Source organism: Paracoccus halophilus (assembly GCF_000763905.1).
Classification (GTDB): Bacteria; Pseudomonadota; Alphaproteobacteria; order Rhodobacterales; family Rhodobacteraceae; genus Paracoccus; species Paracoccus halophilus.
Genome location: NZ_JRKN01000002.1, coordinates 1 through 12,662, shown reverse-complemented (window position 1 = coordinate 12,662; position 12,662 = coordinate 1). Strand labels below are relative to the sequence as shown.

The 12,662-nt window shown below is 63.7% G+C and carries 12 protein-coding genes; 7 read left to right on the top strand and 5 right to left on the bottom strand.

Features of this window, described 5'->3' with window-relative positions:
* Window positions 1–6: 6 nt before the first annotated feature.
* Window positions 7–333 (bottom strand): phosphoribosyl-ATP diphosphatase, encoded by a 327-nt coding sequence (locus IT41_RS01405; RefSeq protein ID WP_036738230.1) that lies wholly within the window; start codon window positions 331–333, stop codon window positions 7–9.
* Window positions 330–1,091, bottom strand: coding sequence for an imidazole glycerol phosphate synthase subunit HisF (gene hisF / locus IT41_RS01400; protein WP_036738228.1), 762 nt, complete (start codon window positions 1,089–1,091; stop codon window positions 330–332). Before hisF ends, IT41_RS01405 begins: the two co-directional genes overlap by 4 nt.
* 215 nt (window positions 1,092–1,306) lie before the next feature.
* Between hisF and IT41_RS01395 the strand changes: the two genes are divergently transcribed.
* Window positions 1,307–1,489, top strand: coding sequence for a hypothetical protein (locus IT41_RS01395; protein WP_036738226.1), 183 nt, complete (start codon window positions 1,307–1,309; stop codon window positions 1,487–1,489).
* Between the two features lie 42 nt (window positions 1,490–1,531).
* Here the strand turns inward: IT41_RS01395 and hisA are convergent, their stop codons facing one another.
* Entirely contained in the window at window positions 1,532–2,251 is a 720-nt protein-coding gene (gene hisA, locus IT41_RS01390; protein WP_036738224.1) for a 1-(5-phosphoribosyl)-5-[(5-phosphoribosylamino)methylideneamino]imidazole-4-carboxamide isomerase, read from the bottom strand.
* 146 nt (window positions 2,252–2,397) lie between these two features.
* On the opposite strand from hisA, the gene IT41_RS01385 reads away from it, so the two are divergent.
* Window positions 2,398–2,784: a DUF2147 domain-containing protein gene (locus tag IT41_RS01385; protein ID WP_036738223.1), complete on the top strand. Its 387-nt coding sequence runs from the start codon at window positions 2,398–2,400 to the stop codon at window positions 2,782–2,784.
* A gap of 72 nt (window positions 2,785–2,856) precedes the next feature.
* Here IT41_RS01385 and hisH read toward each other — a convergent pair whose 3' ends face one another.
* Both hisH and hisB read right to left on the bottom strand, forming a co-directional pair.
* Window positions 2,857–3,486, bottom strand: a complete 630-nt coding sequence (gene hisH / locus IT41_RS01380) for an imidazole glycerol phosphate synthase subunit HisH (protein ID WP_036738222.1) — start codon at window positions 3,484–3,486, stop codon at window positions 2,857–2,859.
* Entirely contained in the window at window positions 3,486–4,073 is a 588-nt protein-coding gene (hisB, locus tag IT41_RS01375; protein ID WP_036738221.1) for an imidazoleglycerol-phosphate dehydratase HisB, read from the bottom strand. The genes hisH and hisB overlap by 1 nt, the downstream gene beginning before the upstream one ends.
* A gap of 161 nt (window positions 4,074–4,234) precedes the next feature.
* Between hisB and IT41_RS01370 the strand changes: the two genes are divergently transcribed.
* From IT41_RS01370 to IT41_RS19675, 5 genes are all read left to right on the top strand, one after another.
* Complete coding sequence (locus IT41_RS01370) at window positions 4,235–5,998, top strand: BCCT family transporter (RefSeq protein WP_081967422.1); 1,764 nt, start codon at window positions 4,235–4,237, stop codon at window positions 5,996–5,998.
* A gap of 114 nt (window positions 5,999–6,112) precedes the next feature.
* On the top strand, window positions 6,113–6,658 hold the full coding sequence (locus IT41_RS01365) for a hypothetical protein (protein WP_036738220.1): 546 nt from the start codon (window positions 6,113–6,115) through the stop codon (window positions 6,656–6,658).
* 2 nt (window positions 6,659–6,660) lie between these two features.
* Window positions 6,661–7,023, top strand: a complete 363-nt coding sequence (locus IT41_RS01360; RefSeq protein ID WP_036738219.1) for a cell division protein ZapA — start codon at window positions 6,661–6,663, stop codon at window positions 7,021–7,023.
* 222 nt (window positions 7,024–7,245) lie between these two features.
* Window positions 7,246–10,578 (top strand): carbamoyl-phosphate synthase large subunit, encoded by a 3,333-nt coding sequence (gene carB, locus IT41_RS01355; protein WP_036738218.1) that lies wholly within the window; start codon window positions 7,246–7,248, stop codon window positions 10,576–10,578.
* A gap of 278 nt (window positions 10,579–10,856) precedes the next feature.
* The gene (locus IT41_RS19675) at window positions 10,857–12,551 is read left to right on the top strand and encodes an ATP-dependent nuclease (RefSeq protein WP_074947990.1); all 1,695 of its coding nucleotides are present in this window, start codon (window positions 10,857–10,859) and stop codon (window positions 12,549–12,551) included.
* The last annotated feature ends 111 nt before the right edge of the window (window positions 12,552–12,662 follow it).

Here is a 12,662-nt window from a genome sequence, read left to right as displayed (position 1 = left end):
CGCGGGCTATTCCCGCGCCGCCTTCTCCTCGATGCCCGAGCGCCCGTCGCGCCGGTCCAGTTCCGCCTCGACATCGGCGAGCGTCAGATCCCGCGCGGCCAGCATCACCAGCAGGTGGTAAACCGTATCCGCGGCCTCGCGGACCAACTTGTCGCGATCCCCCTTGACCGCTTCGATGATCGCCTCGATGGCCTCCTCGCCGAATTTCTCGGCGCATTTCTCAGGGCCCTTCGACAGCAGTTTCGCGGTCCAGCTGGTTTCGGGATCGGCGCTCCTGCGGGTCTCGATGGTGGCGGCGAGCCGTTGCAGCGCGGTCTGGGGCAGGGCAGTCATGTCAACCTCACCGGGATGCCCGCTGTGGCCATGTATTCCTTGGCCTCGCGGATGGAAAACGTACCGAAATGAAAGATCGAGGCGGCCAGCACCGCCGAGGCATGCCCTTCCAGCACGCCCTCGGCCAGATGCTCCAGCGTGCCGACCCCGCCCGAGGCGATCACCGGCACGTCCACGGCATCGGCGATGGCGCGGGTCAGGGGCAGGTTATAGCCCGATTTCGTGCCGTCGCGGTCCATGCTGGTCAGCAGGATCTCGCCCGCGCCCCTGGCGGCGACGGTGCGGGCGAATTCCACCGCGTCGATGCCGGTGGGCCGGCGCCCGCCATGGGTGAAGATCTCCCAGCGGCCCGGCGCCACGGTCTTGGCGTCGATGGCGCAGACGATGCACTGGCTGCCGAAACGGTCGGCGGCCTCGGCGATCACATCGGGGTCGGCGACGGCGGCCGAGTTGAAGCTGACCTTGTCGGCGCCGGCCAGCAGCAGCGCGCGCACGTCGTGATGGCTGCGCACACCGCCGCCCACGGTCAGCGGCACGAAACAGGCCTCGGCGGTGCGGGTGACCAGATCGAACATGGTGCCGCGGTTCTCATGCGTGGCATGGATGTCCAGAAAGCAGATCTCGTCGGCGCCGGCGGCGTCATAGGCGCGCGCCGCCTCGACCGGATCGCCGGCATCCACCAGATCGACGAAATTCACGCCCTTGACCACGCGGCCATCGGCGACATCCAGACAGGGAATGATGCGGGTCTTGAGCATGGGCGAGCGGCCTTTTTCCTCGGGTCGTGGCGTTCTAGATCGAAATGCGCTGAACGGCCAGAGCCTGCCCGGGACGATCCGGCGCCGGCCGCCCGCCGGTGCCGGGTTGCGCGGGGGGCATACCGCCCTTGCGATGCCGGCCTCTGGTCGTGTCGCGCCGCAGGGCATATCTGCTGGGGCAGGAGGAAGTAACCCGCCATTCAAAGGAATGAGAGATGTCCCACCAAGCCGACGACCAGAACCGCCCTGACGCAGTTGCCGCCGGTATCGAAGCGCTGAGCACCGGGCTGAGCGCGCTTGCAAACCCCAAGGGCGCCGCCCGGGATGCCAAGGAGGCGGCAAGCGATCTGCTCGCGAAATCCTTCGCGAACCTGGCTGCTTTCGTGCCCGCCAAGTAACCCCGGCCCCAGGCCGACCGGGCCCGGGGCGCGCGTCGAGGGCTAGCCTTTCAGCACCTCCAGCGCCTCGGCCAGATCCAGCGCACCATCATAAAGAGCGCGGCCCGAGATGACGCCGGAAATCACCCTGGTGCGGGCCAGCGCCTTCAGATCATCCATGGACGATACCCCGCCCGAGGCGATGACCGGGATGTTCACCGCCCGCGCCAGCGCTTCGGTAGCGGGAATGTTGGGCCCCTGCATGGCGCCGTCGCGGTCGATATCGGTATAGATGATCGCCGCCACGCCGGCATCCTCGAAACTCCGCGCCAGATCCACAGCCGTGACATCGGTCTCCTCGGCCCAGCCGCGGGTCGCGACGCGACCCTTGCGGGCGTCGATGCCGACCGCGATCTTGCCGGGGAAGGCCATCGCCGCCTCGCGCACCAGATCGGGCTCTTCGACCGCCACCGTACCCAGGATCACGCGCGACAGCCCGCGCTCCAGCCAGGCCTCGATGGTGGCCATGTCGCGAATGCCGCCGCCCAGCTGCGCCGGCACCACGACCGCGGCCAGAATCGCTTCGACCGCCGCGCCATTGACCGGCTTGCCGGCGAAGGCCCCGTTCAGATCGACCAGATGCAGCCATTGGGCGCCGGCATCCTGAAACGCCCGCGCCTGCGCCGCCGGATCGCTGCCGAAGACCGTCGCCGCCTCCATATCGCCGCGCAACAGGCGCACGCAATTGCCGTCCTTGAGGTCGATGGCGGGGTAAAGGATCATTGCGTTTCTCCTGATGGCATCGCGCCCCTTTGCCACAGCCCGTACCGATCCGAAAGGCCCCGCGGACCCCACGTCAGGCTTGATCGGCGGGAACCTGCGGCAGCATGATGCACCCGGGAAGAGCAATCCCGGGGAGGGGAAACAGCATGAAGACCAACATCCTGGCGGCGATACTGATGCTTGCCGCGACCGGCGCGCAGGCGCAGGGAATCGAAGGCATCTTCCAGACCCAGGCCAATGACGACGGCAATATCGGCATGGTGCAGTTCTATGACTGCGGCGGCAGATATTGCGGGAGGCTGGTGAAAAGCTTCGATTCCGCCGGGCAGGAAATCTCCTCGCCCAATACCGGCAGGAACATCGTGGCGAACATGACCGACGAGGGCGGCGGCAAGTTCTCCGGCGGCACGATCTGGGACCCGGGCGCCGACAAGACCTACAAGTCGAAAATGCAGCTCGACGGCAAGACGCTCAGCGTCTCGGGCTGCGTCGCGGTCTTTTGCAAGACCCAGCGATGGACGCGCGTGAAATAGCGCCCGGCCTTTCTTCTTCAGGAAAATATCCTCGGGGGTCCGGGGGCAGACAGCCCCCGGTCCTGCCCGTCATCACGGTCGCCAGCGCAGGAAATTCGCGATGATCCGCAGGCCGACCGCCTGCGATTTCTCGGGATGGAACTGGGTGCCGACGATATTGTCGCGGCCCACCACGGCCGTCACGGAGCCGCCGTAATCGACCGTCGCCAGCAGATGCGCGGGGTCGGTGACGCGAAACTGCCAGCCATGGACGAAATAGGCGTGATCGCCGTTCCCGATCCCCTCCAGCAGCGGATGCGGCTGCAGGACGCGCAGATCGTTCCAGCCCATATGCGGCACCTTCAGGCCCGCCGCCGCGATCGCCCTTATCTCGCCGCCGATCCAGCCAAGCCCCGGCGTCTCGCGATATTCATGGCCCAGATCGGCCAGCATCTGCATGCCGACGCAGATCCCCATGAAGGGCACGGCGCGGTCCAGTACCGCCTCGCTGAGCGCCTCGGCCATGCCCGGCACCGCGTCCAGCGCCGCGCGGCAGGCCGGGAAGGCGCCGTCGCCCGGTAGCACGATCCGGTCCGCGCCGCGCACCGCCCCGGGGTCCGAGGTGACGATGACCTCGGCGCCCAGCTCGCGCCCCATAAGCGCGAATGCCTTTTGTGCCGAATGCAGGTTGCCGCTGTCGTAATCGACCAGCGCCACGCGCATCAAAGCGCCCCCTTGGTCGAGGGCAGGGCATCGCCGATGCGCGGATCAGGCTCGACCGCCTCGCGCAGCGCCCGCGCGACGGCCTTGAAGCTGGCCTCGGCGATGTGATGCGCGTTCAGCCCGTGCAGCCGGTCCACATGCAGCGTGATGCCGCCATGGGTCGTCAGCGCCTGAAAGAACTCGCGCACCAGTTCGGTGTCGAAGGTTCCGATCTTCGGGCTGGGGAAATCGACGTTCCAGACCAGAAACGGCCGGCCCGACAGATCCAGCGCCGCGCGGATCAGCGCATCGTCCATCGCCAGATGAAAGGCGCCGTAACGGCGGATACCCTTCTTGTCGGCAAGCGCCTGAACCAGCGCCTGGCCGATGGCGATGCCGCAATCCTCGACGGTGTGGTGATCGTCGACATGCAGATCGCCCTCGGCGCGCAGCGTCAGGTCGATCAGCGAATGGCGCGACAGCTGGTCCAGCATGTGATCGAAGAAGCCGACCCCCGTGCGGTTGTCATAGACCCCGCTGCCGTCAAGGTTCAGCTCGACCTCGATCCGGGTCTCGGCCGTCTGGCGGGTGATCTTCGCGCGACGCATCTGGCATCTCTCCTTCATCCAGGCTCGCCGCCTTATAGGCCCCCTACCTAAGGGTGAAAAGCCGGCCCGGGGGTAGGAATTCGCGGATTCGTCAGATAACTTGCAGCCTTCGCGGCATCTGCCGCTCGACAGTGGAGTGCAATAACCGAACAGGAGGGCGCATGAGTGAGCCAAGCCAGGACGGCGGATCGTCCGCAACCGGAAGAACCGGCGCGCAGGACGCGCATGACCATGAAGAAGAGGTGCTGGACGGCGCCGAGGCCGTCCCGCCACCCGAAGGACCGACGGCGATCATCGAGACGCCCTATGAGATCGGTCAGGACAATATTCAGGGCGAAGGCCCGATCCCCTTTGATATCCACAACCCGGTTTTCGCGATTTCCGCGGCGACGATCCTGATCTTCACGCTGGGCACGATCGTCCTGCAATACCTGACGGCGGTACCGCCGGTGGGCGGCGTGGCCCAGCCCAGCGGCGTCGAGACCTTCTTTACCGGCATGCGCGGCTGGCTGACCAGCAGGCTCGACTGGTTCTTCCTGCTCGCCGGCAATGTCTTTGTCGTGCTGTGTCTGTTTCTGGTCGTCTCGCCCCTGGGCAAGGTGCGGCTCGGCGGGCCCGAGGCGACGCCGGATTTCAGCCTGACCGGCTGGTTCGCCATGCTGTTCGCCGCCGGCATGGGCATCGGGCTGATGTTCTATGGCGTCTCCGAGCCGCTGGGCCATTTCCAGGCCGCCCTGGGCGGCCCGGTGATGGGCGAGGACGGCCTGCGCACCGACTGGGCGCCGCTCGACGGCGCGCCGGGCGATGAGATGGGCGCGCGGCGCCTGGCCATGGCCGCGACCATCTTCCACTGGGGGCTGCACCCCTGGGCGATCTATGCCGTGGTGGCGCTGGCGCTGGCGCTGTTTGCCTATAACAAGGGGCTGCCGCTCACCATGCGCTCGGTCTTTTACCCGATCTTCGGGGAAAGGGTCTGGGGCTGGCCGGGCCATGTCATCGACATCCTGGCGGTCTTTGCCACCATCTTCGGACTGGCTACCTCGCTGGGCTTCGGCGCCGAGCAGGCGACCGCCGGGCTGAACTTCCTGTTCGGGATCGGCGACGGCATGACGGTCAAGATCGTGCTGATCGTGGCGATCACCGGCGTGGCGACGATCAGCGTGGTCGCCGGGGTGGAAAAGGGCGTCAAGTTCCTGTCCGAGGTGAACATGGTGCTGTTCATCGTGCTGCTGTTCTTCGTCATCCTGACCGGCCCGACCTGGTCGATCATCACCGGCTTCTTCGGCAACCTTGCCGTCTATGCGCGCGACCTGTTGCCGCTGTCGAACCCGTTCGGACGCACCGACGACAATTTCCGCCAGGGCTGGACGGCATTCTACTGGGCCTGGTGGATCAGCTGGTCGCCCTTTGTCGGCATGTTCATCGCCCGCGTCTCGCGCGGCCGCACGGTGCGCGAATTCCTGATGGCGGTGCTGATCGTGCCGTCGCTGGTTTCGGTCTTGTGGATGACGGCGATGGGCGGCACGGCGATCACGCAGCTGCTGGGCGGGGCAAGCGACGCGGCCAGCGCGGTGCTGCCGCTGCAGCTGTTCGAGATGCTCGAGGAACTGCCGCTGCACCAGATCAGCAGCTTTGTCGGCATCGTGCTGGTGATCGTGTTCTTTGTCACCTCGTCGGATTCCGGCTCGCTGGTGATCGACACCATCGCCGCCGGCGGCAAGGTTCACGCGCCGGTGCCGCAGCGGGTCTTCTGGGCCAGCTTCGAGGGCATGGTCGCCATTGCGCTGCTGCTGGGCGGCGGGCTGACGGCGCTGCAGGCGATGGCGGTCTCGACCGGGCTGCCCTTTACCATCGTGCTTCTGGGCGCGGTCTGGGCCATCATCCGCGGCCTGATGGACGAGCATCGCGAGGTGATCGCCGCCTGAGGCGAAATTTGCAGGACGGGCGGGATGTCCCGCCCGTCCTTGTCATGAGCGCGATCAGGTGCCAAAACTGTCGGATGATGCGCAAGGACAAGCGACCCGAAAGGATCCTGGCCGATGAGAGATGACCTGAACGCCAGCGAAAAGCGGCTGATCGCGGCCCTGGACCGGATCGACCATTTTCTGGACCGTGCGGCGGCGGCCGGCGCCCCTGCTGCGGAGCAGTTGCAGCAATCGGGCGACGAGAACCGGCGCCTGACCGATGAGCTTGCGCAGTTGCGGACGCGTCAGGGCGAAACCCATGAGCGCCTGCAGGAAGCCGGGCGCGAAGCGGCGCGGCTGGTCGCCGCGAACGAGGCGCTGGCCGAGGCCAACCGTGCGCTGATTGCGGGCACGGGCGCGCCCGCCGATGCCGCCCGCCGCGCGCTGGAGGCCGAAATCGAATCGCTGCGCGCCGCCCATGCCGCCGAGGAGGGCCAGATGCAGGACATTCTCGCCGCGCTGGATCGCATGCTGGGCACGCCCGCGCCCGCGCCGGTGACAGCCGTTGCCGACAAGGACGAGGATGCGGTGGTCGAGCCGGAAACCGCCTCCCCGCCGCGCGAGACCGCCGGCCAAGGGGTGGCCGACGGCATGCCGGACGATGACGAGGAAAGGGGCTGACCATGGCCGAGGTGGATTTCAATATCGGGCATAAATCCTATACCCTGACCTGTCAGGAGGGCGAGGAGCGGCTGCTGAAGCGCGCAGCGGCCCTTCTGGACACCGAGGCGCAGGCGATCCTGGCCCAGGCCGGGCGCATGCCAGAGCCGCGGCTGCTGCTGCTGGCAGGGCTGATGCTGGCCGACCGGACCACGGCGCTGGAGGATCGCGCGGCGGCCTCGGAGCGGGAGCTGGCGCGGCTGAAGTCGAATCCGCAGCGGGTCGAGGTGCCGGTCGTGCCGGCAAGCCTGGCCGAGGCCATGGCCGAACTGGCGGCGCGCGCCGAGGCGCTGGCGCAAAAGGCCGAGGATCAACTGCCCGGGTGACGCCGGTGGCGCGGTTCTTTGGATATTTGGGTGAAGAAGAAAGGACGGGCGTTCCGTTCCTGTCTTTCATCGTGCTCTGACGGCGCGGCGCTTTTCATTGCCGGGCCGCGCGGCCATCGAGGCGCGTGAAAATTCGGACGCGCGCTCCGCGGACCCTTGCGCGCGGGCCTGCCATGGCTATAACCCCGGACGATTTATCTGCCGCCAGCCCGAGGGACCGTCATGCCGAAAAGAACCGATATCAAATCCATCCTGATCATCGGCGCCGGTCCCATCGTCATCGGGCAGGCCTGCGAATTCGACTATTCCGGCGCCCAGGCCTGCAAGGCGCTGCGCGAGGAGGGCTATCGGGTCATTCTGGTCAACTCGAACCCGGCGACGATCATGACCGATCCGGAAATGGCCGATGCGACCTATATCGAGCCGATCACCCCGGAAATCGTCGAAAAGATCATTGCCAAGGAACGTCCCGATGCGTTGCTTCCCACGATGGGCGGGCAGACCGCGCTGAACACCGCGCTGGCGCTGGCGGATGCGGGCGTGCTGAACCGCTACGGGGTCGAGCTGATCGGCGCGCAGCGCGCCGCGATCGAGATGGCCGAGGACCGCAAGCTGTTCCGCGAGGCGATGGACCGGATCGGGCTGGAAAACCCGCGCGCCACCATCGTCGCCGCGCCCAGGCTTGCGAGCGGGAAATACGATATCGCCGCCGGCATTCAGATCGCCATGGATGCGCTGGAAGAGGTCGGCCTGCCGGCGATCATCCGCCCCGCATTCACCCTGGGCGGCACCGGCGGCGGCGTCGCCTATAACCGCGACGATTACGAACGCATCGTGCGGTCCGGGCTTGAGGCCTCGCCCGTGGCGCAGGTGCTGGTGGACGAATCCCTGCTGGGCTGGAAGGAATTCGAGATGGAGGTGGTGCGCGACCGCGCCGACAATGCCATCATCGTCTGTTCCATCGAAAACGTCGATCCGATGGGCGTCCATACCGGCGATTCGATCACCGTGGCGCCGGCGCTGACCCTGACCGACCGCGAATATCAGCGGATGCGGAATGGCAGCATCGCTGTTCTGCGCGAGATCGGCGTGGAAACCGGCGGCTCGAACGTGCAATGGGCGATCAACCCGGCCGATGGCCGCATGGTGGTGATCGAGATGAACCCGCGGGTCAGCCGTTCGTCGGCGCTGGCCTCGAAGGCGACGGGGTTCCCGATTGCCAAGATTGCCGCCAAGCTTGCCGTGGGCTATACGCTGGACGAGCTGGACAACGATATCACCAAGGTCACGCCGGCATCCTTTGAGCCCTCGATCGACTATGTCGTGACCAAGATCCCGCGTTTTGCCTTCGAGAAATTCCCGGGCTCGAAGCCCGAACTGACCACGGCGATGAAATCCGTGGGCGAGGTCATGGCGATTGGCCGAACCTTCCACGAATCGCTGCAAAAGGCCCTGACCAGCATGGAGAACGGCCTGACCGGGCTTGACGATATCGAGATCCCCGGCGCCCCCGACAAGGCGGCCATCGTCAAGGCGATCAGCGCCCAGACCCCCGACCGGCTGCGCCTGATCGCCCAGGCCATGCGCGAGGGGCTGAGCGATGACGAAATCCAGCATGCGACCAGTTTCGATCCGTGGTTCCTGGCCCGCATGCGCGAGATTATCGATGCCGAGGCCGGCATCCGCGCCGATGGCCTGCCCTCGGATGTCGAGGGGCTGCGCCGGCTGAAGATGATGGGCTTTACCGATGCCCGCCTGGCCGCGCTGACCGGGCAGGAGGAAACCGCCGTCCGTCAGGCCCGCCGCGCGCTGGACCTGCACCCGGTCTTCAAGCGTATCGACACCTGCGCCGCCGAGTTCGAGGCCCAGACCCCCTATATGTATTCGACCTATGAAGCCCCCGCCATGGGCGAAGTCGAGAACGAGGCCCGTCCCAGCGACCGCAAGAAGGTGGTCATTCTGGGCGGCGGCCCGAACCGGATCGGGCAGGGGATCGAATTCGACTATTGCTGCTGTCATGCCTGTTTCGCGCTGACCGATGCCGGGTTCGAAACCATCATGGTCAACTGCAACCCGGAAACGGTCTCGACCGATTACGACACCAGCGATCGGCTCTATTTCGAGCCGCTGACACTGGAGCATGTACTTGAGATTCTGCGTGTCGAGCAGGAAAACGACACGCTGCACGGCGTCATTGTCCAGTTCGGCGGCCAGACGCCGCTGAAACTGGCCAATGCGCTTGAGGCCGAGGGCATCCCGATCCTGGGCACAACGCCCGACGCCATCGACCTGGCCGAGGATCGCGAGCGCTTCCAGAAGCTGCTCAACGATCTGAACCTGCGCCAGCCCGTCAACGGCATCGCCCGTTCCGATGCCGAGGCCATTGAAATCGCCGGCCGCATCGGTTTCCCGCTGGTCATCCGCCCGTCCTATGTGCTGGGCGGCCGCGCGATGGAGATCGTGCGCGATATGGACCAGCTCAACCGCTATATCCGCGAGGCGGTGCAGGTCTCGGGCGACAGCCCGGTGCTTCTGGACAGCTATCTTTCCGGCGCGATCGAGGTCGATGTGGACGCGCTTTCCGACGGCAAGACGGTCCATGTCGCCGGCATCATGGAGCATATCGAGGAGGCCGGGGTCCATTCCGGCGACTCGGCGTGTTCGCTACCGCCTCATACGCTGGACGCCGAAACCATCGCCGAGCTGAAACGCCAGACCGAGGCCATGGCCCGGGCGCTGAACGTGGTCGGGCTGATGAACGTGCAGTTCGCATTGAAGGACGGCGCGATCTATGTGCTTGAGGTCAATCCCCGCGCCTCGCGCACCGTGCCCTTTGTCGCCAAGGCCACCGACAGCGCCATTGCCTCCATCGCCGCGCGGCTGATGGCGGGCGAGCCGATGTCGAACTTCCCCGCCCGCGCACCCTATCCCGAAGGCGTCGGCCCCGAGGACGACCTGCCCTTTGCCGATCCGCTGACCCTCGCCGATCCGAACACGCCCTGGTTCTCGGTCAAGGAGGCGGTGCTGCCCTTTGCCCGCTTCCCTGGCGTCGATACGCTGCTGGGGCCCGAGATGCGCTCGACCGGCGAGGTGATGGGCTGGGACCGCAACTTCCCCCGCGCCTTCCTGAAGGCGCAGATGGGCGCGGGCACGCAGCTGCCGGCGCAGGGTCTGGTCTTTGTCTCGGTCCGGGATGCCGACAAGACCGATGCCATGGCCCAGGCCGCCCGCGACCTGACCGGCATGGGTTTCACGCTGGTCGCCACCCGCGGCACGGCCGAATTCCTGCGCGCGGCGGGGGTCGAGACCGAACTGGTCAACAAGGTCTATGAGGGCCGCCCCAACGTCGTCGACCGGCTGAAGAACGGCGAGATCGTGATGGTCCTGAACACCACCGAGGGCGCCCAGGCCATCGCCGATTCGCGCGAGATCAGGGCTGTCGCGCTGAACGACAAGATCCCCTATTTCACCACGGCCGCGGGGAGTATCGCGGCGGTCGCCGCGATCCGCTCGCGCGAAGAGGGCGAGGTCGCAGTGCGCTCGCTGCAGGCCTGAGGGCAAGGTTGAGGTGAGAGAACAAAAGGCCCCGCGCTTGCGGGGCCTTTTGGGGTTTTGGGGAGAGATCGGCCCAAAGCGGACTCTCATAATGGTCTTCGTGCTACGACGCAGCACCACAAACTTGCCTGTCGGCTACGCTTTGTCTGATCCGTTGAACTCTACACATCATTGTTGCCCGGAATTTCGACCATCGCCACAAAGGTTCTGAAGCTTGCAGCTTTCTCCTTAGCGTGCAAATCTGGCTGTCAAGCGCTTAAGGGATAAGGTGTTCAGCGTTGCAGGTAACAAAGATCAAAATCTCCAACTTCAAAAGAATTTCCGAAGTTGAAATTAATCTATCGAAAGTAAACTACCTTGTGGGTGGAAATAATTCGGGAAAAAGCAGCGTGCTGCAGGCTATTCATATGGCGGCGTCATGTGCAAAGCTATCTCTTGAGCGAAAAGAGCAGGTCCTTCCTGAGTCTGAGCTGAGATACTCTCCAACTTCTGAGTTCACTTTGCTTGGGCACCATGCTCCTTACGAAAACAAAGCAAGTGGTTCGCGCGGCCGCATCGAATTTACAGGAATTGCGAATGACGAAACGGTGGCAAGCTACCGGGTTGAGATTTACAAAGGTAGAAATTATGGAAGCGTGGGAGTGGATAGGGGCGGAACATACGCAGGTTTTGGACAGGAAATTTGCGACCCAAAAAGTATGTTTTCAGTATTCGTCCCTGGAATATCTGGCATCCCCCACAGAGAAGAACACAAGAACTACGCATCAGTTTTTCTGAAAGCTGCCGGAGGTGAGGCAAATCTTGTTTTTCGGAATATTATAAGAATTCTGAGCGAGGCAGGTAAGATTGTTGAAGTTGAAGAAATCCTGAGTGACATCATAGGGCCCTGCAATATAGAAATCAAGCATGACGCAGAAAAAGACCTCTTCGTTGATGTGCAGTTTTCTCAAGCGGGAGGTAAGCGCGTTCCAATTGATCTGACTGGGACTGGTATCCTCCAGCTCGTTCAGATCGTTGCCTATGTGCGCCTTTTCGAGCCCAAGTTCCTGTTGGTTGATGAACCAGACAACCACCTTCACCCATCTCGCCAAGCAATGCTCGCCAAGACCTTCGATAAGCTATCGGAATTGTATGGCTCAACCATTGTCGTGACCACACACAGTCGGCACTTGGTCGCCGCCGCGTCATCTACTGCCAAGATAGTGTGGATGAAAGATGGAAAAGTCGAATCGGATGAGTGCAAAGATCTGGCCAACGTTCTCATGGATCTGGGGGCGCTGGATCAACTCGACTCGAAAGGTGCAGACTGCATCGTTTGCACCGAGGACAAAGGCAAGAAAGCGCTCGAAAACTGCGTTGATGCCTTGGGTTTGTCGGAACAAATTAAGGTGATTTCGTATAACGGAATCAGCAATGCCGCGTCTTCCATAGCGATCAAGGCTATGGCTGATTTGTATCAAAATAATCCGATGATCGTTATCCATCGAGACAGAGATTTCATGACAGACGATGAGGTGAATATTTGGGGGACGGATTATAGAAATCGCGAGATGGTGATTTTCTCCCCGCCACTTTGCGATGTCGAAACATACCATTGTACTCCAGCCCATGTCGCGAAAGTATATGAGTTTGACCAAGCGCAGGGGCAGCAGATTGTGCAGGAAGAGATAAATCGCAGTGCTGATGACTTTCGAACTAAGTTCCGAAAAAAGCGCCAAGAAGCAAATCAGAAATTCTGGAAGGACGGCGGTAGCCCCAACACGAATGACCTTTGGCCAGAAAACGAAGGAGCGAACCTCGCGAGAGCATATGGAAAGAAGTTGATATCGAACTTGAACGCTCGCCTTTCTGGGCAAGCGGGCGGCAGGCGAAATCTTGAGGCGCAGGTAAGCGATGAGCTCATGACCCTCCTCCGAGACTGTTTGGAAGTTGCCGGCTTCTTCAATTTGGAAAACGTTGAACATGCCGGATAAGAGTTGGCGGCGTTGCAGCAAACTTCCGCTCCCCGCCGGACCGCCCGCTTGCCCAGAAAGGCGAGCGTTCAAGTTCGATATCAACTTCTTTCCATATGCTCTCGCGAGGTT

What these genes read in the sequence shown, in the direction of transcription:
- IT41_RS01405 (WP_036738230.1), bottom strand. Translation starts at nt 333, where the DNA reads ATGACTGCCCTGCCCCAGACCGCGCTGCAACGGCTCGCCGCCACCATC.
- hisF (WP_036738228.1), bottom strand. Translation starts at nt 1,091, where the DNA reads ATGCTCAAGACCCGCATCATTCCCTGTCTGGATGTCGCCGATGGCCGC.
- IT41_RS01395 (WP_036738226.1), top strand. Translation starts at nt 1,307, where the DNA reads ATGTCCCACCAAGCCGACGACCAGAACCGCCCTGACGCAGTTGCCGCC.
- hisA (WP_036738224.1), bottom strand. Translation starts at nt 2,251, where the DNA reads ATGATCCTTTACCCCGCCATCGACCTCAAGGACGGCAATTGCGTGCGC.
- IT41_RS01385 (WP_036738223.1), top strand. Translation starts at nt 2,398, where the DNA reads ATGAAGACCAACATCCTGGCGGCGATACTGATGCTTGCCGCGACCGGC.
- hisH (WP_036738222.1), bottom strand. Translation starts at nt 3,486, where the DNA reads ATGCGCGTGGCGCTGGTCGATTACGACAGCGGCAACCTGCATTCGGCA.
- hisB (WP_036738221.1), bottom strand. Translation starts at nt 4,073, where the DNA reads ATGCGTCGCGCGAAGATCACCCGCCAGACGGCCGAGACCCGGATCGAG.
- IT41_RS01370 (WP_081967422.1), top strand. Translation starts at nt 4,235, where the DNA reads ATGAGTGAGCCAAGCCAGGACGGCGGATCGTCCGCAACCGGAAGAACC.
- IT41_RS01365 (WP_036738220.1), top strand. Translation starts at nt 6,113, where the DNA reads ATGAGAGATGACCTGAACGCCAGCGAAAAGCGGCTGATCGCGGCCCTG.
- IT41_RS01360 (WP_036738219.1), top strand. Translation starts at nt 6,661, where the DNA reads ATGGCCGAGGTGGATTTCAATATCGGGCATAAATCCTATACCCTGACC.
- carB (WP_036738218.1), top strand. Translation starts at nt 7,246, where the DNA reads ATGCCGAAAAGAACCGATATCAAATCCATCCTGATCATCGGCGCCGGT.